The sequence below is a fragment of the Streptomyces sp. NPDC060031 genome, from assembly GCF_042736805.1.
In the GTDB taxonomy this organism is placed as follows: domain Bacteria; phylum Actinomycetota; class Actinomycetes; order Streptomycetales; family Streptomycetaceae; genus Streptomyces.
Genome location: NZ_JBHWVM010000023.1, coordinates 32,181 through 51,640 on the forward strand (window position 1 = coordinate 32,181; position 19,460 = coordinate 51,640).

Consider the following 19,460-nt stretch of genomic DNA (forward strand, 5'->3'; position numbering starts at 1 on the left):
TCGAAACCGAAGCGGGCCTAGAGGCGGCTCAGGGACGCGGCGGCGAAGAGGACGTCGCGGATGGCCTCGCGGTCGCCGTGCTGCCCGACGGCCGCCTCCTCCGGCGAGATGTGCCCCGCGGCCAACTGGCAGAACTCCGCCCCGTCCAACGCGATCCGCGCCACCGTGTGGTCCGGCGAAGGCCTGGCCGCGGGGGAGTCCAGGGCGATGTCCCAGCCGCCCCCGCCCGCGCCCTCGATCTCCAGGTGCAGGGTCCGCCCGGGGGCGCCCGCCGCGACCAGGCCGCGCGCCGGGGAGGCGAGCCCGGCCCGCCGGCGTACGGCCAGCGCGGCCGGCAGGAGCCGCGCCGCCAGGTCGATCATCCGGTGCAGGTGCGGCCCGGACGGCGGGTCGTACGGGTAGTCCACGGCCTCCGCGATGTCCCACGCGTGCACCCAGCACTCGAAGGCCCGCTCCAGGAAGGCGTCCCCGAGCGGCAGCGCGAACGAGCCGTAGTCCACCGCCAGCTCGGCGACGCCCCGGCCGGCGAAGGACACCGTACGGATCAGGGTGTGGCCCTGCTCACGCCAGGGCTCGCGGACCTGCCGCGTGGTCGGGTACGGGGAGGAGCTCCAGAAGTGCTCCGTACGGGCCCCCGGCCCGCCCGCCGGTGCCTGCGGACCCAGCGGGTCGTCGAGTCCCAGCGCGGTAGCGATGATGCCGTCCACCGACAGCAGGTGCCCGATCACCCCCGCGACGGTGGTCCGGTGCGACTGCCGCCGCTCCTCCTCGAACCACTTCAGCCGCACCGGGGTGTGCCACTCCGAGTCCCCGAAGTCGCGCAGCAGCGCGTCGAGCCGCGCCGTCTCGGTGTCGTACGGGGTCGCCCACCCCGGCACCGGGATCCGGGCCGGCCGCTTGCCCAGGCAGTCCTCCAGTACGCGCGAACGCAGCAGCGGCTTGAGGTCGAGGCTCTCCTCCGGGTGCAGCAGCCCCACCGCGTCGCGCAGCCGCAGCGCCTCCTCGGCGCACGGCGCGCACTCGGTGAGGTGGTCCTCGACGGCCTGCGTCTCCTCCGCGGAACACGCCGCGAGCGCCCAGGCGCCGAGCAGGGACTTCAGTACGGCATGCGTCGGCGGGGGCACGGACGGCGTCGGCAGCGGCAGCGGCATCGGCACGGGCTCCGGCAGGGGCTGCGGCGCGTGCCGCGGGTCGAGGTCGTCGGCGGGTCCGCGCGGGCCCGGTATCCGCGCCGCGCCGCCGGGCCGCTGGTATCCGTCGTCGGGCGACTCGGCGGGGCCGTTCATCGGGGGCTTCCATATCCGGGCTGGGCGGCGTCCTCCTGCGGGAGGGCGTTGGCGGTCGACAGCAACTGCAGCCCCAGGCGCAGCCGGCGCCGGGCCTCGTCCTCGCTGATCTGCAGATCGGCGGCGGCCTGGCGGTAGTCCCGGCGCTTGAAGTACGCGAGTTCGAGCGCGGCACGCAAGGGCGCGGGCATGGAGGTGACGATGTAGTCCGCGCGGGCCGCGGCATTGGCGCTGCGCACCTTCTGCTCCAGCTCCTCGCGCGAGCCGCGGCCCAGTTCGGCCTGGCGCAGCCGGGCGACGGCCTGGCCCTGGGTGATCCGGGCGACCCAGGAACGCATGGAGCCCTGCTTGGGGTCGTACGCGTCCGGGTTCTCCCAGATGTAGCCGAACACCTCGCGGGTGATCCGGTCCGCGGCCTTCTCGTCGCCCAGCACGCGGTGCGCCAGGCTGTGCACGAGCGAGGCGAAGCGGTCGTACAACTCCCCGAGCGCGGCGGCCTCGCCGCGGGCGAGACGCTGCTGCATGCGGCGGTCCCAGCGCGGTGGTACGTCCTTCGGCATCAGTGCCCCCAGGCGTGCGGCCGTGTGTCGACCCATCGAATGTAGTCGGCACACGGCCGGGTGCGCCCGTTTTGCGAGAACCTCGCCCCGGACGAGCGCACTGCGTGATAGACGCGTCGCGGCGGGTGAAGTGTGCGGCGCGGTAGGACACATGGACCCACGGGCACGCACACGTGTACGCGCCCCGCCGCGCTCCCCGTGCGCTGGTTCGATGCGGCCACCTGGTTGACCTCTTCGCTTAACGCGCAGGCCACGAAGGCCGTACGCTCCTGCATTGTCTTGATCTGAACCCCACGCACATGTGAAGGCGGAACGCCGAATATGGACAGCGCAGAGTACGAGCGCAAGATCGCCTCCCGATTCGCCACCTTCGACCAGGACAAATCCGGCTATATCGATCGTGAGGACTTCAGTACGGCAGCCAAGAGCGTGCTGGCCGAATTCGGGACGACGGCCCGCTCCGACAAGGGTCAGGCCGTCTTCGCGGGCGCCGAGGCGTTCTGGCAGGGCATGGCCGGCATCGCCGACGTGGACGGTGACCAGCGGGTCTCCCGCGAGGAGTTCGTCACCGGCGCGGCGAAGCGGCTGCGGGACAACCCGGAGCGTTTCGCGGAGATCGCCCGGCCGTTCCTGCGGGCCGTGATCGCCGTGGCGGACGAGGACGGCGCGGGCGCCGGCGCGACCCCGGCCTCGGCGGCCCGCGTCCTGCGCGTCCTCGGTACCGCGCCCGAACTGGCGGAGCCGCTGGCCGCCGCCCTGGACGCGGACGGCGACGGCCGCATCTCGGAGGACGAGATCCTGAAGGCCTTCGCCGGCTACTGCGGCGTGGAGGCCCCGGACGCGTAATGCGTGACACGTGACGCGGAACGCGTGACGCCCGTTGCGGGCGGGGCCCCGGCCCCGCCCGCTACGCGTACCGCTCACGGAGCTTGTACTTCAGCACCTTGCGCAGGGCGTCGTTGCGGGGGAGCGCCTCGACCAGTTCGAGCTGCTCGGGGAGCTTGTGCGTGGCCAGGCCCTGGCCGCGCAGGTGCGACGTCAGCTGCGCCAGGGTCAGGGGGGCCGCGCCCGGGGGCTGTTCGACCACGGCGCAGACGCGCTCGCCGCGGTCCTGGTCGGGGAGGCCGATGACCGCGGCGTCGGCTATGCCCGGGAGCAGGTGGAGCAGGTCCTCGATCTCCTTGGCCGAGATGTTCTCGCCCTTGCGGATGATGACGTCCTTGCTGCGGCCGGTGAGGACCAGGTAGCCGTCCTCGGTGAGGTGGCCCAGGTCGCCGGTGATCAGGTAGCCGTCGGGGTCGAAGACCTCCGCCGACTGGTCCCGGTTCAAGTACCCCTGGCAGACGGCCTCGCCGCGCAGCCGCACCTCCCCGTCCGTCCCCGCCGGGAGCACCTCGCCGTCCGGGCCGGTGATGCGGATGGACATGCCCGCCGGGGGGCGGCCCTCGGTGGTGGCGAGGTTCCGCGCGGTGTCGTCCGGGGCGCCCATCGTGATCATCGGGACCTCGGTCATGCCGTAGCCGTGGGTCAGCTGGCAGCCCAGCTCGCGCACGACCGCGTAATAGATCTCCGGGGGTTTGGGGGCGCCGCCGCCCGCGAGCAGGCGCAGGGTCGGGATCAGCTTGGCGGCCGGGTCCTTGCGCTGCTCGGCCAGGAACATGGAGTAGAAGGCGGTCGAGCCGCCCGCCACCGTCACCCCGTGGCGCCGGTAGCCGTCCAGTGCGCCGGGCATCGCGAACTTCTCGAACAGCACGGCGGGGAAGCCGTACAGCAGCAGCATCACCGTGTAGTCGGGTCCGGCGATGTGCGCGAAGGGGAAGGCCATCGAGCCGACGTCGGCCGGGCTCAGGTGCAGGGCGTGCGCCAGGCAGGAGCCGCCCGCGATCAGTGAGCGGTCGGTGTGCAGGACGCCCTTGGGGTCGGAGGTGGTGCCTGAGGTCCAGTAGATCCACCGTACGTCCGTGCCGTCGGCGGGGGGCGGGGGGAGTACGGCGGGGTCGCCCTCGGGCAGGGCCTCGTACGCCTCGAAGACGCCCCGCGCGTCGAGCCGCCGGGCCATGGCGAGGTGGTCGAAGCCCCGCCAGAGGCCCGGGACGGCGAAGAACTCGGCCTTGGACTCGCGCAGCGCGAAGCCGACCTCGCGGTCCCGGTAGAAGGGGATGACGGGGGACTGGACGGCGCCGATGCGGGCGAGGGCGACCGAGAGCAGCACGGTCTCGATGCGGGTCGGCAGTTGCCAGGCGACGACCGTGCCCGGGCGGACCCCCATGCCGTACAGCCCCGCCGCGACCCGCTCCGAGCGGTCGCGCAGCTCCCCGAAGGTCAGCCGGCGGTCGTCGGCGGGGTCCTCGGCGGCCTCGATCAGGACGGTGGCGTGCGGGGTCAGCGCGGCCCGGCGGACGACCAGCGCCCACAGGGTCGCGGACCGGCTCAGCTCTCCCGCGGTGTCCGTCATCCCAGACGTCATCCCAGACCTCCCCATAGCTGACGGATAGTCAGATCCAGCGGAGAGCGTAGGGCTCCGGCGCTTGTCGGTCCAGGGGTGGCGGGTCTAGCTTGTTTCTGACGATCCATCAGATTGGCGAGGGGACACGGACACCATGGAACTGCCTCGGATCATCAGCGTCGACGACCACGTCATCGAGCCCGCGCACCTCTTCGACGTGTGGCTGCCGGCCAAGTACCGCGACCGCGGCCCCAAGGCGCTCACCGCCGGCATCGGCGAACTCGCCTACACCGGCGGCAAGTACGTGATCACCATGGACCCGGACGGCCCGCCGACCGACTGGTGGATCTACGAGGACCTGAAGTTCCCGTACAAGCGCAACATCGCCGCCGTCGGCTTCGACCGCGACGACATGACCCTGGAGGGGATCACCCGCGAGGAGATGCGCCGCGGCTGCTGGGACCCCAAGGCGCGGCTGCTGGACATGGACCTCAACCACGTCGAGGCGTCCCTGTGCTTCCCGACCTTCCCGCGCTTTTGCGGCCAGACCTTCGCGGAGGCCCACGACAAGGAGGTCGCGCTCGCCTGCGTGCGCGCGTACAACGACTGGATGGTCGAGGAGTGGTGCGGCGACAGCGGCGGCCGGCTGATCCCGCTGTGCATCATCCCGCTCTGGGACATCGACCTCGCCGTCGCCGAGATCCGGCGCAACGCCGCCCGCGGGGTGCGCGCGGTGACCTTCTCCGAGATCCCGACCCACCTGGGCCTGCCGTCGATCCACTCCGGCTACTGGGACCCCTTCTTCGCCGTCTGCCAGGAGACCGGCACGGTGGTCAACATGCACATCGGGTCCAGCTCCCAGATGCCCGCCGCCTCCCCCGACGCGCCGCCCGCCGTGCAGGCCTCGCTCAGCTTCAACAACGCCATGGCCTCGATGATGGACTTCCTGTTCAGCGGCGTGCTGGTGAAGTTCCCGGCGCTCAAACTGGCGTACAGCGAGGGCCAGATGGGCTGGATCCCGTACGCCCTGGAGCGCGCCGACGACGTGTGGCAGGAGCACCGCGCCTGGGGCGGGGTCAAGGACCTGATCCCCGAGCCGCCGTCCACCTACTACTACCGGCAGATGTTCTGCTGCTTCTTCCGCGACAAGCACGGCATCGCCTCGCTCGACGTCGTCGGCCGCGACAACGCCACCTTCGAGACCGACTACCCGCACGTGGACTCGACCTTCCCGCACACCAAGGAGGTCGCCCTCGACCACGTCAAGGGCCTCGACGACGAGACGGTCTACAAGCTGATGCGCGGCAACGCCATCCGCATGCTCGGCCTCGATCTCGACCGCGACCTGGACCTGGACTCCGGCCTGGGCAAGGGCCGGGCCGAGTAGTGGACCTGACCTACACGCAGGAGGAGGAGGACTTCCGGGCACGCCTGCGCGAGTGGCTCGCCGAGGTCCTCCCCGGGCTCCCCGCCAAGCCCTCGCCCGACGACTGGCCGGGCCGCCGCGCGTACGACCTCGGCTGGCAGCGCCGGCTGTACGACGCCGGGTACGCGGGCCTGCACTGGCCCGTCGACGCCGGCGGCCGCGGGGCCACCCCGACCCAGCACCTGATCTTCCTGGAGGAGAGCGAGCGCGCGGGAGCCCCGTACGTCGGCGCGAACTTCGTCGGGCTGCTGCACGCCGGACCGACCATCGCCGCCGAGGGCACGGCCGAGCAGCGGGCGCGCTGGCTGCCGCCCGTACTGCGCGGCGACGAGGTGTGGTGCCAGGGGTTCAGCGAGCCGGACGCCGGCTCCGACCTGGCCTCGCTGCGGACGCGGGCCGTCCGCGACGGCGACGAGTACGTGATCACCGGGTCGAAGATCTGGACCTCGCACGCGGAGGTCGCGGACTGGTGCGAACTGCTGGTGCGGACGGAGCCCGTCAGCGCGTCGGTCCCCAAACACCGCGGGATCTCCTGGCTGGCCATGCCGATGGACGCGCCGGGGGTGGAGATCAGGCCGCTGCGCACGCTCGCCGGGACGACCGAGTTCGCGGAGGTGTTCCTGGACGAGGTGCGGGTGCCGGTCGCCAACCGCGTCGGCGCCGAGAACGACGGCTGGCGGGTCACCATGGTCACGCTGTCCTTCGAGCGCGGCACCGCCTTCGTCGGCGAGGTCGTCGCCTGCCGCCGGACGCTGGCCGAGCTCGCGCGTACGGCCAGGGCGAACGGCCGCTGGGACGACCCGGTGCTGCGGCGCCGCCTCGGGCGGCTGTACGGGGAGTTCGGCGCCCTGTGGCGGCTCACCCAGTGGAACGTCAGCGAGTCCGGGCGCAGCGGCGGGGTGCCCGGCATCGGCGGCTCCGTGTTCAAGCTGGCGTACTCGCACGCCCGCCAGGAGCTGTACGACACGGCGGCGGAGGTCCTGGGGGCCTCGTCCCTCTCCCTGGACGAGGAGTGGACCCTGGACCGGCTCTCGTCGCTGTCCTACAGCATCGCGGCCGGCACCTCGCAGATCCAGCGCAACATCGTCGCCGAGCGGATCCTCGGCCTCCCGAAGGGACGGTGAGCGGGATGGACTTCCAGCCGACGCAGGACCAGCGGGACCTGCGCGCAGGGGTACGGGACCTGCTGGCCGGGCGGTACGGGCGCGGGGCGCTGCGCGCGGCGGTGGACGGTGCGGGCGCCGGCGCCGGCGCTGCCGGTGGCGGTGGCGGTGGTGGCGGTGGTGCGGGTGTGGTCGACCGGAAGCTGTGGCGGGAGCTCGGCGAGGCCGGGTTCTTCGCGCTGCGGCTGCCGGAGGCCGACGGCGGGGTGGGGCTGGGCCTGCCCGAGGCCGTCCTGGTCTTCGAGGAGGCCGGGCGGGCGCTGCTGCCGGGGCCGCTGGTGGCCACGCACCTGGCCGCCGGGGTGGTGCCGGGGGCCGCCTCCGGGACGGCGGTGGTGACGGCCTTCGACCTCGGGGGGCCGCTGGTGGCGTACCTGGCGGAGGCCGACGCGGTGCTCGGGGCCCCGGCCGGGGCCGCGGTCCCTGCGGGGCGGCCGGTGCGCTCGGCGGACCCGCTGACGCCGCTGCACCGGGTGCCGGGGGGGCCGGGGGCGCCGGGGACGCCGGGGGCGCCGTGGGACGTGGCGGCGTACCGGGAGGAGGGGGCGCTGCTGACGGCGGCCCTCCAGGTCGGCAGCGCGCTGCGGACCGTGGAGCTGGCCGTGGAGTACGCGGGACAGCGCGAGCAGTTCGGGCAGCCGATCGGGGCGTTCCAGGCGGTCAAGCACCTGTGCGCCCAGATGCTGGTCCGGGCGGAGGTGGCCCGTACGGCGGTCTACGCGGCGGCGGTGACGGCCGACGCGGGCGAGGTGGCGGCCGCGAAGCTGCTGGCGGACGAGGCAGCCGTACAGGGCGCCCGGGACTGCCTCCAGGTGCACGGCGGGATGGGCTTCACGTGGGAGGCGGACGTGCACCTGCACCTGAAGCGGGCCTGGGCGCGGGCGGAGCAGTGGCGCACGGCGGCGCAGGCGGAGGAGCTGTTGGCGGCGGAGCTGTTGCGTAGCTCCTTGTGACGGGAGGGGCACGGGAAGGACGACGAGGGACGCATGTCCGATTACGGAGAGTTGATATCGGTTTGTGTCCTTCGCTCGCCCTCTTACGGCCCTGAGGCGGGGGCCTGCTCCGGTACGCTCCCACGAATGCGAGCGGTTGAGCGGCGCGAGCGCCGCACAGTATGCACCACGCCTACTCTTTCGCGCTGGAATATGCCCGAAGCGCTTGTTGTGGTGACTGTACGTCAACCATGCTGCTCCGCAAGGGGGTCACGCTCGGTGATCCCGTCCTGTCGCGAGGCGAAGTGTCCGCCGGTTCGGATGGTGTGAGCGGTGCAGGTGCTTCAGGTTCAGCTGGAGGTAGGACCGGATCCCGCCGAGGTCGGCCGGGCCCGTCGATGGGCGCGGTCGCGGCTCGCGGGGTCGGGCATAGGGGATGACGAGCCGCTCGCCGAGACGCTGATCCTGCTGATCTCCGAGCTGGTCACCAATGCGGTCGTCCACACCGGCTGCCCGGCCGTGCTGCGGATGCTCTTCGGCGGCCCCGGCGTACGGGTCGAGGTCGCGGACGCGAGCGACCGGGCGCCGGCCCGCCGTCAGGCGGCCGGGGACGACACGGGCGGCCGCGGCCTGGAGCTGGTGGACGGCCTGGCGGACCGCTGGGGCTGGCAGCGCGAGGGCGGGGGCAAGCAGATCTGGTGCGAGATCGACCGTGCGTCCAAGGAAGCCTGCGACGCGACGGAAATTCACACCCCGGCCCGGGAACCGCGCGTGTACCTCTAACGAGGTGTTGACGGTTCGTCACCTGTTGATCACCCTGGTGTGGAGCGATTCGTCGCGAGGGGACGCCAAGGGTCCTTGCCTTGACGAGTGCGGGTCGCGGGGTGGCGGCTGCCGTGCCGCGCTCGGGGCGTGCACGCGCGCACGCCGCCACCCGCAGGACCCCGACCGCCGTGCGTCATTCGCTGTCGACGGCCTGCACCGCCAAGCCGGCGTGAGTTCCGCGCCGGCCGGCGTCCGTGGGGGTGCGTCGGGAGCGGTGGGGGCGCGCGGGTTAGTTTGCGGGGCGGAAAGTCGCTTGGCGGGAGGCGGGTTCCGGGTTTGCTCATCCTGCTTTTGCTTGTTTCGGAGGCTTGTTCATGACCACCACCACCACACCACCGCAGAATCACAACGGCCCGCTCTGGGGGGCCGCGCCGCGGCCGACCGCCTGTCGGGGGTGCGGGGCGGCGGACGCCGCGGACTTTGCGGTGCGGGCTCATGTGGGGGTGCTCGTCCTGATGCGCTTCCATCGCGTCGACGGTCCGCTGTGCCGGCGGTGCGGGCGGGCGACGGTGCGGGTGATGACCACGAAGACGCTGTGTCAGGGCTGGTGGAGCCCGTTCTCCCTGTTCATCTTCACGCCCTTCACGCTGGTGTGGAACCTCATCGCCGCCATGAGGTTCGCCAAGCTGCCGCTGTCCGAACCGGCGCCGGGGCGGGTGCCGCTCGACGAGGGGCCGCCGGTCCACGCGCGGCCGCTCGCCTATGTCGGTCTGCTGCCCGTCCTTTGGGTCATCTGGTTCGTCGTCGGAGGGATCGCGCGCTCCAGTTGAGTCCAGACAGACCGCGGGCCGCCGCGTCTTCGGTGCGTGCGCGGCCCGGGGGACCTCACTTCACCAGGTGCTGGCACATCTTCGTCGGGGTGATGGTCTCGGTCTTCTTCCAGGGCAGCGTGACCCGCTCCATCTTGTTCGTTCGGAGGTTGTAGTAGACCCGCGACTGGCCGGTGCCGAGGACATTCGAGGGTGACCTCGTGGTTGACCTCGCCACCGCCGGTGTTCGGCTGCGACTTCCCGTTCCCGGCGGTGGCCGTGGCCGCGCTCGTCGGCTGGTTGGCGGCGACGGCATCCGCGGGGGGTTATGCGTATCGGGCCCGGTCAGAGGATGGCGACCGGGGCGACCGGGGTGCCCGTGCCGCCGACGAAGGGTTCGGGCATCGCGGAGAGCAGGAAGCCGTAGCGGTTTTCTTCTGCACAGGCTGTGGACAACTTTTCGAGATTCCAGTTCTGGCCCTGGTGCATGCCCATCTCCACCAGGTCGAGGGCGTGGACCGGCAGCCACAGGTCCTCGATCTCCGGGGGGAAGATCTCGAAGGTCAGGGTGTCGTTGGCGACCGCCGCCACGTCCCGGGCGTGGAACCACTCCGGGGTGCGGACGGACAGGCCCGGCGACGGGAAGCCGTAGCCGTGCTTGTCGCCCGCCAGGTAGACCTGGATCTGGCCGGTGCGTACGAGGACGATGTCGCCGGCCCGGACCGTGATCCCGCCGAACTCCTCGGCCTGCGCCAGGTCTTCGGGCGTGACCGCGTGCCCCCCGGGGAGCCGGTCCAGGCCCTTTGCGCGCGCGACGTCGAGGAGGACCCCGCGCGAGACGATGTGCCCGGCCTTGTCGATGCCGCTGAACTCGGCCCGCGCGTGCGCCGTGATCGACGAGGCCGGGCGGCCGTTGTAGATCTTGCCCGAGTGCGAGACGTGGGTCAGGGCGTCCCAGTGGGTGCCCGCCTGGAGGCCCATCGTCACCGCGTCGTCGCTGCACGCCACCGTGCCCGGCCCGAAGATCTCCTGGTTGATCTGCACCATCGTGTGCAGCGGGTTGATCCGGCCCGGGATCATGCCCGCCTGCACCCCGTCCTCCTTCAGTGGCAGGGCCAGCGGTATCCGGCGGCCGCTGCGGATCTCCTGTGCGGCGGCCCGTACGACCTCGTCGGTGATCAGGTTCAGAGTGCCGATCTCGTCGTCGGCGCCCCAGCGGCCCCAGTTGTTGACGCGCTTGGCGATGTCGTGGAACTCGGCCGGCAGGGCCATGACCTCATCAGCTCCTTGGGAGAGGCGAGTGCGACTAGGGCTTGTGCAGCAGCATCTGACTGGTCATAGAATCTAACGGACCGTCAGAAAACGCGGGAAGGGGCCGGACGTGGGGAACTTCTTGGCAGGTAAGGTCGTCGCCGTCACCGGCGCCGGCCGGGGCATCGGGCGGGCCGTGGCACTCGCCGCGGCCGCCGAGGGTGCCAAGGTCGTCGTCAACGACTACGGCGTGGGGATCGAAGGCGGCGAGCCCACGAGCGAAGTGGCCGAAGCCGTGGTGAAGGAGATCATCGCCGCCGGCGGGGAGGCCGTCGCCGTCGCCGATGACATCTCGACCATGGCCGGCGGCCAGCGCATCGTCGACACCGCCCTCGCCCAGTACGGGCGCATCGACGGCGTCGTCTGCGTGGCCGGCATCCTGCGCGAGCGGATGCTGTTCAACATGTCCGAGGAGGAGTGGGACCCGGTGGTCGCCACCCACCTCAAGGGCACCTTCACCGTCTTCCGCGCCGCCTCCGCCGTCATGCGCCGGCAGGGCACGGGCACCCTCATCGGCTTCACCAGCGGCAACCACCAGGGTTCCGTGGCGCAGGCCAACTACAGCGCCGCCAAGGGCGGGATCATCTCGCTCGTCCGCAGCGCCGCACTCGGCCTCGCCAAGTACGGGGTCACGGCCAACGCCGTCGCGCCGGTCGCCCGTACCCGCATGTCCGCCAACGTACCCATGGAGCTCAAGGAGATCGGCGAGCCCGAGGACGTCGCGGCGCTCGTCACCTACCTCCTCAGCGACCGGGCCAAGGCGGAGTCCATCACCGGGCAGGTCTACACGATCGCCGGCCCGAAGATCGCCGTCTGGGCCCAGCCGCGCGAGCTGCGCGCCGGGTACGCGGAAGGGTCCTGGACCCCCGAGAAGATCGCCGACTTCCTGCCCGGCACCGTCGGCACCGACCCGATGCCGATGCTCGCGCAGCTGGAGGCCATGGCCAGGGCGGCGGCCGCCAAGGACCGCCCGAACGCGTAGAGGAGCGGCGGGGTGGACTTCAGCTTCGGAGCCGAGGACGAGGAGCTGCGCGCCCGCGCCCGGGCGTGGCTGGCCGGGCACCTCGTCGGCCCGTACGCGCAGGCCGTCGGCCTCGGCGGGCCGGGCAGCGAGCACGAGGGCGTCGGGGCGCGGCGCGCGTGGGAGCGCGAGCTGGGCCGCGGCGGCTGGATCGGGCAGGGCTGGGAGGTGCCGGACGGCGCGTACGGGCAGCGGCGGCTCTCCCTGACCGGGCAGGTGGTGTGGGCCGAGGAGTACGCGGCGCTGCGCGCGCCCGGCCGGGTCGGCCACATCGGGGAGAACCTCCTCGCGCCGACGCTGGTCGCCTACGGGTCCCGGGACCAGCGCGACCGCTTCCTCCCCGGCATCGCGCGCGGCGAGGAGCTGTGGTGCCAGGGGTACTCCGAGCCGGGCGCCGGCTCCGACCTCGCGGGCATCCGTACGACCGCGGTACGGGACGGGGCCGACGGGCTGCTGCGCGTCACCGGGCAGAAGATCTGGACCTCCCTGGCCCGGGACGCGGACTGGTGCTTCGTACTGGCCCGCACCGAGGCGGGCTCCCGGCGGCACCGGGGCCTGTCCTTCCTGCTCGTACGCATGGACCAGCCGGGGCGGATCGAGGTCCGGCCGATCCGGCAGATGTCGGGGACGAGCGAGTTCAACGAGGTGTTCTTCGACGGGGCGGTGGCGGCCGAGGTCGTCGGCGGCGAGGGCAACGGCTGGTCCGTGGCGATGGGCCTGCTCGCCCTGGAGCGGGGGGTCTCCACGCTCGTCCAGCAGATCGGGTTCGCGGCGGAGCTGGAGCGCGTGGTCGCCTCGTACGCGGCCTCGTACGAGGGCTCCGGCGCGGTTACCGGCGCGGCTTCCGACGCGGCCCGCGACCCCGTGCTGCGGGGCCGCCTCGTACGGCAGTGGGCCGAGCTGCGCACCATGCGGTGGAACGCCCTGCGGACCCTGGGTGCCCAGGGTGATGCGGGGGCGCCGAGCGTGGCCAAGCTGCTGTGGGGCGGCTGGCACCGGCGGCTCGGCGAGCTGGCGGTCGAGGTCCGCGGCGCGGCGGCGACGGCCGGCCCGGCGGCCTGGGCGCCCGGGCTCCCGTACGAGCTCGGGCTCGACGAGGAGCAGCGGCTGTTCCTGTTCACCCGGGCCGACACCATCTACGGCGGCTCGGACGAGATCCAGCGGAACATCATCGCCGAGCGCGTGCTCGGCCTGCCTAAGGAGTCCAGGTGAGAGGCGTCGTGTTCGACGGCAAGCAGGCCCAGGTGGTCGACGACCTGGAGATCCGCGATCCGGGCCCGGGTGAAGTGCTGGTGGCGATATCGGCGGCCGGACTGTGCCACAGCGACCTGTCGGTGATCGACGGGACGATTCCGTTTCCGCCGCCGGTGGTGCTGGGGCACGAGGGCGCGGGGGTGGTGGAGGCGGTCGGCTCGGGGGTCACGCACGTGGCCGCGGGGGACCACGTGTCGCTGTCCACGCTCGCCAACTGCGGGGCGTGCGCGGACTGCGACCGGGGGCGGCCGACCATGTGCCGCAAGGCGATCGGGATGCCGGGACAGCCGTTCTCGCGGGGCGGGAAGCCGCTGTTCCAGTTCGCCTCCAACTCGGCCTTCGCGGAGCGGACGATCGTCAAGGCCGTACAGGCGGTGAAGATCCCGAACGATATTCCGCTCACCTCGGCGGCGCTGATCGGATGCGGTGTCCTGACCGGGGTCGGGGCGGTGCTGAACCGGGCGAAGGTGGACCGCGGCGAGTCGGTGGTCGTCATCGGCACGGGCGGGATCGGACTGAACGTCCTGCAGGGCGCGCGGATCGCGGGCGCCACGACCATCGTGGCGGTGGACGCGAACCCGGCCAAGGAGGCGGTGGCCCGGCGGTTCGGCGCCACGCACTTCATCGACGCCTCGGCGGTGGCGGACTCGTCGGCGGCGGTGAAGGAGATCCTGCCGACCGGCGCGGACCACGCCTTCGAGTGCGTGGGCAACGTCAAGCTGATCCGCCAGGCGATCGACCTCCTGGACCGGCACGGGCAGGCGGTCCTGCTCGGAGTGCCCGGCTTCAGGGAGGAGGCGTCCTTCCAGGTCTCGTCCATGTACCTGGACAAGACGATCATGGGCTGCCGGTACGGTTCCTCGCGCCCGCAGCGGGACATCGCCCTGTACGCGGAGCTCTACCGGCAGGGCCGGCTGCTGCTGGACGAACTGGTGACCGAGCTCTACCCGGTGGAGGACTTCGCCAAGGCGGTGGACGACGCCCACCACGGCCGCGTGGCCCGCGGGGTGCTGACCTTCTGACCCGGCGCGGCGCGGTGCGCAAACCGAGACCGGCCCTGCTCGCTCGGAGCAGGGCCGGTCTCGGCGTGAGGGGCGGGGAGGAGGCTTCGGTCCCGCCGGGCGGCTTCGTTCCCGCCGGGCGGCTTCAGTCCGCCAGACGGCCGAAGCGGCCCTTGTGGAAGAGGAGGGGAGCGCCCTCGCCGGCCGCGCCCATCGCCTCGACACGGCCGACCACGATCAGGTGGTCCCCGCCCGTGTGCACGGCGTGGATGCGGCAGTCGATCCAGGCGGGCACGGCGTCGAGCTTCGGCGATCCGGTGACCGGGGCGGGGCTGTGCGGGACCCCGGCGAACTTGTCGGTGCCACTGACGGCGAAGGCCCGGCACAGGGTGCCCTGCTCGGCGCCGAGGATGTTGACGCAGAACACCCCGGCGCGGGCGATGCGGGGCCACGTGGTGGAGGTGCGGGCGACCATGAAGGTGACCAGGGGCGGGTCGAGGGAGAGCGAGGCGAAGGACTGGCAGGCGAAGCCGGCCGGTCCGTCCTCGTCCTCGCCGGCCGGGGCGGTGATGACCGTGACCCCGCTGGCGAAGTTCCCGAGCACGGCCCGGAACTCGGCAGGGCTGACGGGTGCGCGCTCGTCCTCGCCGACGGCCCGCAGGTCGGGGCGCGGCAGAACTTCCACGGGCTCCGGCTCCGCCGCGGCGGAGGTGGGGGAGCCGACTGACCTGAGGTATCGGACGACGGTGGCCGCCATCCCTGCGTGTCCCATCACGTGACCGATTGAAGCTGACGGTTCGTCAGATGGGAAGGGGAGTGCAGGGTCCGCCTCGATTGAACGTGTTCAAAGGAAACCGGGGGGTCCGTTGTGCGGGGCGACGTGCGAGAACAGGGACCCGAGGGGTGGTGGAGGTCGGCGCCGGGGGCGGAAGCCGTTGCTGCCGGACAGCTGCTGGTCGGGCTCGCCCCCTGGATCGCACGACGGGCGCGGCGGTGTGGTCCGGCTCGGGCCAGCGGCGAGGCCACCGTCGAGGAGGAGCCGGTGGCGGCCGACGAGGCGGCCTTGACCTCCTGCACGGGCACCGGCACCTGGACCCATCGGCGCTCCGGCGCCGTGCGGGGCGAGGGGGCCGGGGTGAACCCGTTCGTACCCGGCTGCGAACGTGCGGGCGGCGGGGCTGGGCCCACCGGGTGAACCGCCGGGGCCGCCGGGACCGGCGCAGGCGGTACGGGATGCGGGTCGGGCCGGGGTTCGGCATCGTGGCGGGGGCCGGCGTACCGCCGTACGTACGCCCGACCGGACCCGGGAACCCCGGAACCCGGCCCCACCCGGCCCCCCCGGCCCCACAGGAGGCATCGCATGCTCGGCACCGACTTCCGCACCGGCTCACCGAACTGGCTCGACCTCGGAAGCCCCGACACCGGGGCGGCCGCCGCGTTCTACGGCCCCGTCTTCGGGTGGCAGTTCGTCTCCGCCGGGCCCGAGGCCGGGGGCTACGGGTTCTTCCAGGTGGACGGGAAGACCGTCGCCGCGCTCGGGCCGCTGACCCAGGAGGGCGCGCAGTCCGCGTGGATGGTGCACTTCAACAGCCCCGACATCCAGGCCGCCACCGAGGGAGTGCGCAGCGGCGGCGGGCAGGTGCGGACGGAACCCATGGACGTGATGGGAGAGGGCTGGCTGGCGCAGTTCACCGATCCGCAGGGCGCGGAGTTCGCGTGCTGGCAGCCGGGGAAGACCGCCGGGCTGGGGCTGACCTCGGTCGAGAGCACCCTGCTGTGGGTCGAGCTCCACACCCCCGACCCCCTCGCGGCCATCGCCTTCTACGCGGGGCTGTTCGGGTGGCGGTCCGAGGAGATGGAGGCGCCCGGGATGACGTACCGGGTGCTGAGCACCGCGGACGGCGGCGACCCGCAGCACACCTCCTTCGGCGGGGTCGCGCCGCAGGGCGAGGGCGCGGGCGGCGGGTCGACCACGGTGCCGCGCTGGGTGCCGTACTTCCACTCCGCGGACGTCGACGCCCACGTGGCGGTGATCCAGGGCGCCGGCGGCTCGGTGCTGATGCCCGCGGCGGACGTCCCGGACGTCGGGCGGATCGCGTGGGCCGCGGACCCGGCGGGGGCGGTGTTCGCGCTGCTCAAGCCCGACCCGCGGATGTAGCCCGCCGGGCGGCGCTCAACGGCCGAGGTACTTGGGCGTGCGGCGCTCCACGAAGCTCGCCACGCCCTCGTTCGCGTCGGCCGTGGTCATGTTGATCTCCTGGGCGGTGGCCTCGGCGGCCAGCGCGGTCGCCCGGTCGCCGTCCAAGGATGCGTTGACCAGCTGTTTCGTCATGGCCAGGGCCCGGGTGGGGCCCTGCGCGAGCCGATCCGCCCAGGCGCGGGCGGTGGCCTCCAGCTCCTCGGCCGGGACCACCTTGTTGACCAGGCCGAGCCGCTCGGCCTCGGCCGCGGGGAGGGCGTCGCCGAAGAACATCAGCTCCTTGGCCTTCTGCGGGCCGACGAGCCGCGGGAGCAGGTACGCGCCGCCGCCGTCGGGGACCAGGCCGCGGCGTACGAACACCTCGATGAAGCGGGCCGGCTCGGCGGCGATGACGAGGTCGCAGGCGAGCGCGAGGTGGGAGCCGATGCCGGCGGCGGTGCCGTTGACGGCGGCGATGACGGGTTTCTCGCAGTCGAGGACCGCGGTGATCAGGCGCTGCGCGCCGAGCCGGATCATACGGGCGACGTCGCCGGCGACGCGTTCGCCGGTGGCGGGGGCGCCGCGCAGGTCGGCGCCCGCGCAGAAGCCCTTGCCGGTGGCGGTGATGACGACCGCCCGGACGGCGGGGTCGCCGGAGGCGTCGGCGAGCAGCGCGATGACGCGTTCGCGTTGGTCCCAGGTGACGGCGTTCATGGCGTCGGGGCGGTTGAGGGTGATCCAGGAGACGCCGTTGTCCAGGCGGTGGAGGACTTCGTCCTCGGGGGTGCGGGTCATGCGGGCTCCCGTTCGGGGTGGTGGGTGTGGTCGGGCGCGCCCCGCTGCGGGGGCTCCGCCTCCGGACCCCCGCGCCTCACATGCCGGCGGGGCTGGGAATCCAGGCGGCATCGGCCGAAATCCAGCCCCTGCGGGTCCCCCGGACGGAGTCCGGGGGAGTCCGAGGCGCGGGGGCCGGGGCGGGGCGGAGCCCCGGGGGCCGTGCCCGGCGGGCTCAGTGGCAGATGGCCAGCGCGTCCAGCGCCACCGCGCCCTGGCCGCGCGGCAGCACCATCAGGGGGTTGATGTCCAGCTCGGAGAGCGAGTCGCCCAGTTCCAGGGCCATCCGCTGGACCCGCAGGATGACCTCGACCAGCGCGTCCACGTCCGCCGGGGGCGCTCCCCGGACCCCCTCCAGGAGGGCGTGGCCGCGCAGTTCCGTGAGCATGTGGCGGGCCTGGTCCTCCCCGAAGGGCGGCACGCGCACCGCCGCGTCGTGCAGGACCTCCACGAGGACCCCGCCGAGGCCCACGGTGACGGTGGGGCCGAAGAGGTCGTCCTGGGTGACCCCGACGACCATCTCCACACCGCGCTCGACCATCTGGCAGACCAGGATCCCGTCCAGCGGGACGTTCTCGTACCGCGCGATGTCCGTCAACTCCCGGTACGCGTCGCGGATCTGGCTCGCCGAGGTCAGGCCGATCTTGACCAGCCCGAGCTCCGTCTTGTGGGCCAGCTGCGGGCCCGAGGCCTTCATCACCACCGGGTAGCCGACCAGCCCGGCCGCCCGCACGGCCGCGGCCGCGCTGGTCACGAGCTGCTCGCGGGGCACCCGTATCCCGTACGCGCGCAGAAGCTGTTTCGCGGAGTGCTCGCTGAGCTGCTGGCCCGGGCGCATCAGGGCCTGCGCCTTGCGGTAGGAGGGCGAGGGGGTGCGGGGGGCCTCGTCGAAGGGGGAGCGGTAGGCCGTGGTGAAGCGGTGGTGGCCGAGATAGGCCCGTACGGCGGTGATGCAGTTGCCGAAGGTACGGAAGGTCGCCACCCGGGAGGAGCCGAGGAGCGTGGTGCGGTACGCCTCCTCCGTGCCGACCGGGGAGCCCCAGATCACGCAGATCAACTTGTCGGTCTGCTCGGCGGCGTCCACCAGGTCCTGGGCGAGCTTGTCGCTCATCGGCGGGAAGGGGCCGGTGATCGGGCAGATCAGGACGCCGACGGACGGGTCCGCCAGGATGGCGTCGATGATCTTGCGGCCGCGCCAGTCGCCCACGGGGTGGCCGCCGTTGTCGACGGGATTGGCGACGTTCAGGTACTCCGGGATCCACTCGTGGAGCTCGTCCTGCTTGGCCTGGGAGAGGGTGGGGAGGCTGAGCCCCGCCTCGGTGGCCAGGTCGGAGAAGTGGGCGCCGGTGCCGCCGGAGATGGAGTACACGACGACCCCGTCCGCCTTGGGTTTACGGGCCCGGGCGAGCAGGGCGGCGGTGTCCTGGAGCTCGTCGAGGCCGTCGACGCGGATGACCCCGAACTGCCGCATCGCGGCGTCCACGACGGTGTCGGCGCCGGTCAGCTTCCCGGTGTGGGAGGCGGCCATCCGGGCGCCGGTCTCGGTGCGGCCGACCTTGACGGCGACGACGGGCACGCCGTTGCGCGCCGCCCGGTCGGCCGCGAGGAGGAAGGCCCGGCCGTCCTTGAGGCCCTCCACGTAACAGGCGATGGCCCCGACCTCCGGCTGCTCGGCGAAGTACGAGATGAAGTCGGAGGTTTCGAGGTCGGCCTCGTTGCCGGTCGGCGCCCAGTGGGACAGGCGGATGCCCAGCTCCTGGAGGGTGTAGACGGGCCGGCCCTGGTGCCCGGACTGGGTGATCAGCGCGATGGCGGGGCCGTCGAGGTCCCCGCGGAACTTCTCGAAGGCGTTGAGGTTGGTGTTCGGGCCGAGCAGGCGCAGGCCCGAGCGCCGGACGGCGGCCGCGAGGCGCGCCTGGGCGGCGGCCCCCGCATCGCCCGTCTCGGCGAAGCCGGAGGCGAAGGCGACCGCGAACTTCACCTTGGCCTCGGCCAGTTCCTCGATGACGGGGAGCGGGTCGGCCACCAGGAGGACGGCGAGGTCGACCTGTTCGGGCAGGTCGGCGACGGAGGCGTGGCACGCCAGCCCGAAGACGGTCGTGCGGGTGGGGTGCACGGGGTGGAGCCGGGCTCCGACGCGCTCCGCCCAGGCGATGAGCTGGCGGGTGATGCCGGTGTTCGGTCTGCCCTCGGCGTCCGAGGCGCCGATGACGGCCACGGACTCGGGCCGGAAGAACCGGTCCAGGTCGGGCGCATCGGCGTGCAGGGGCCGACCGCTGACGTCCAGCGCGACCGTGTCCTCGGCGGACGGCGCCGCCGTGGAGTGGACGGCCGTTCTGGGGGTCTCCCCGCAGGCCTCGACACGTGCGCGGAAGTCGGTGGTGAGGGTGCCGTGAGTAGATCCAAGCATCGTTCCGCCCGCTCCTGCTCGATGAACCTCGATGGGAACCTCAATAACTGACGTGTAGTCAGA

At 72.8% G+C, this 19,460-nt stretch carries 18 protein-coding genes; 10 read left to right on the forward strand and 8 right to left on the reverse strand.

Annotation, left to right across the window (positions count from 1 at the left end):
• Positions 1-17: 17 nt before the first annotated feature.
• A complete protein-coding gene (locus ACFWB8_RS13160; RefSeq protein WP_385225323.1) occupies positions 18-1,286 on the reverse strand; it encodes a maleylpyruvate isomerase N-terminal domain-containing protein in 1,269 nt (422 codons plus the stop codon).
• Positions 1,283-1,846: a sigma-70 family RNA polymerase sigma factor gene (locus tag ACFWB8_RS13165; RefSeq protein ID WP_385225452.1), complete on the reverse strand. Its 564-nt coding sequence runs from the start codon at positions 1,844-1,846 to the stop codon at positions 1,283-1,285. The genes ACFWB8_RS13160 and ACFWB8_RS13165 overlap by 4 nt, the downstream gene beginning before the upstream one ends.
• 321 nt (positions 1,847-2,167) lie before the next feature.
• Between ACFWB8_RS13165 and ACFWB8_RS13170 the strand changes: the two genes are divergently transcribed.
• A complete protein-coding gene (locus tag ACFWB8_RS13170; protein ID WP_385225325.1) occupies positions 2,168-2,692 on the forward strand; it encodes an EF-hand domain-containing protein in 525 nt (174 codons plus the stop codon).
• Between the two features lie 61 nt (positions 2,693-2,753).
• Here the strand turns inward: ACFWB8_RS13170 and ACFWB8_RS13175 are convergent, their stop codons facing one another.
• The gene (locus ACFWB8_RS13175; protein ID WP_385225454.1) at positions 2,754-4,301 is read right to left on the reverse strand and encodes a class I adenylate-forming enzyme family protein; all 1,548 of its coding nucleotides are present in this window, start codon (positions 4,299-4,301) and stop codon (positions 2,754-2,756) included.
• A gap of 145 nt (positions 4,302-4,446) precedes the next feature.
• On the opposite strand from ACFWB8_RS13175, the gene ACFWB8_RS13180 reads away from it, so the two are divergent.
• From ACFWB8_RS13180 to ACFWB8_RS13200, 5 genes are all read left to right on the forward strand, one after another.
• Positions 4,447-5,679 carry an amidohydrolase family protein gene (locus ACFWB8_RS13180; RefSeq protein WP_385225327.1) on the forward strand — a complete coding sequence of 411 codons (1,233 nt, stop codon included), beginning with the start codon at positions 4,447-4,449 and terminating at the stop codon, positions 5,677-5,679.
• Positions 5,679-6,842 (forward strand): acyl-CoA dehydrogenase, encoded by a 1,164-nt coding sequence (locus tag ACFWB8_RS13185; RefSeq protein ID WP_385225329.1) that lies wholly within the window; start codon positions 5,679-5,681, stop codon positions 6,840-6,842. The genes ACFWB8_RS13180 and ACFWB8_RS13185 overlap by 1 nt, the downstream gene beginning before the upstream one ends.
• Before the next feature lie 5 nt (positions 6,843-6,847).
• Positions 6,848-7,834 carry an acyl-CoA dehydrogenase family protein gene (locus tag ACFWB8_RS13190; protein ID WP_385225331.1) on the forward strand — a complete coding sequence of 329 codons (987 nt, stop codon included), beginning with the start codon at positions 6,848-6,850 and terminating at the stop codon, positions 7,832-7,834.
• A 312-nt stretch (positions 7,835-8,146) separates the two neighbouring features.
• On the forward strand, positions 8,147-8,596 hold the full coding sequence (locus ACFWB8_RS13195; protein WP_385225333.1) for an ATP-binding protein: 450 nt from the start codon (positions 8,147-8,149) through the stop codon (positions 8,594-8,596).
• 356 nt (positions 8,597-8,952) lie between these two features.
• Positions 8,953-9,408 carry a hypothetical protein gene (locus ACFWB8_RS13200; protein WP_385225335.1) on the forward strand — a complete coding sequence of 152 codons (456 nt, stop codon included), beginning with the start codon at positions 8,953-8,955 and terminating at the stop codon, positions 9,406-9,408.
• Positions 9,409-9,463: 55 nt separating this feature from the next.
• On the opposite strand, the gene ACFWB8_RS13205 is transcribed toward ACFWB8_RS13200, so the two are convergent.
• Together ACFWB8_RS13205 and ACFWB8_RS13210 are read right to left on the reverse strand one after the other, a co-directional pair.
• A complete protein-coding gene (locus ACFWB8_RS13205) occupies positions 9,464-9,625 on the reverse strand; it encodes a hypothetical protein (protein WP_385225337.1) in 162 nt (53 codons plus the stop codon).
• A 107-nt stretch (positions 9,626-9,732) separates the two neighbouring features.
• Positions 9,733-10,659 carry a cyclase family protein gene (locus tag ACFWB8_RS13210; RefSeq protein ID WP_385225339.1) on the reverse strand — a complete coding sequence of 309 codons (927 nt, stop codon included), beginning with the start codon at positions 10,657-10,659 and terminating at the stop codon, positions 9,733-9,735.
• 109 nt (positions 10,660-10,768) lie between these two features.
• Between ACFWB8_RS13210 and ACFWB8_RS13215 the strand changes: the two genes are divergently transcribed.
• From ACFWB8_RS13215 to ACFWB8_RS13225, 3 genes are read left to right on the forward strand one after another with little or no spacing between them, the layout of a single operon-like run.
• On the forward strand, positions 10,769-11,680 hold the full coding sequence (locus tag ACFWB8_RS13215) for an SDR family oxidoreductase (RefSeq protein ID WP_385225341.1): 912 nt from the start codon (positions 10,769-10,771) through the stop codon (positions 11,678-11,680).
• 12 nt (positions 11,681-11,692) lie between these two features.
• Complete coding sequence (locus ACFWB8_RS13220) at positions 11,693-12,931, forward strand: acyl-CoA dehydrogenase family protein (RefSeq protein ID WP_385225343.1); 1,239 nt, start codon at positions 11,693-11,695, stop codon at positions 12,929-12,931.
• A complete protein-coding gene (locus ACFWB8_RS13225) occupies positions 12,928-13,995 on the forward strand; it encodes a Zn-dependent alcohol dehydrogenase (RefSeq protein ID WP_385225345.1) in 1,068 nt (355 codons plus the stop codon). Before ACFWB8_RS13220 ends, ACFWB8_RS13225 begins: the two co-directional genes overlap by 4 nt.
• Positions 13,996-14,119: 124 nt before the next feature.
• Here the strand turns inward: ACFWB8_RS13225 and ACFWB8_RS13230 are convergent, their stop codons facing one another.
• A complete protein-coding gene (locus ACFWB8_RS13230) occupies positions 14,120-14,731 on the reverse strand; it encodes a flavin reductase family protein (protein WP_385225456.1) in 612 nt (203 codons plus the stop codon).
• A gap of 603 nt (positions 14,732-15,334) precedes the next feature.
• On the opposite strand from ACFWB8_RS13230, the gene ACFWB8_RS13235 reads away from it, so the two are divergent.
• A complete protein-coding gene (locus ACFWB8_RS13235) occupies positions 15,335-16,132 on the forward strand; it encodes a VOC family protein (RefSeq protein WP_385225347.1) in 798 nt (265 codons plus the stop codon).
• 15 nt (positions 16,133-16,147) lie between these two features.
• Here the strand turns inward: ACFWB8_RS13235 and ACFWB8_RS13240 are convergent, their stop codons facing one another.
• The gene (locus ACFWB8_RS13240) at positions 16,148-16,948 is read right to left on the reverse strand and encodes an enoyl-CoA hydratase/isomerase family protein (protein WP_385225349.1); all 801 of its coding nucleotides are present in this window, start codon (positions 16,946-16,948) and stop codon (positions 16,148-16,150) included.
• 214 nt (positions 16,949-17,162) lie between these two features.
• Positions 17,163-19,397: an acetate--CoA ligase family protein gene (locus ACFWB8_RS13245; protein WP_385225351.1), complete on the reverse strand. Its 2,235-nt coding sequence runs from the start codon at positions 19,395-19,397 to the stop codon at positions 17,163-17,165.
• Between the last annotated feature and the right edge of the window lie 63 nt (positions 19,398-19,460).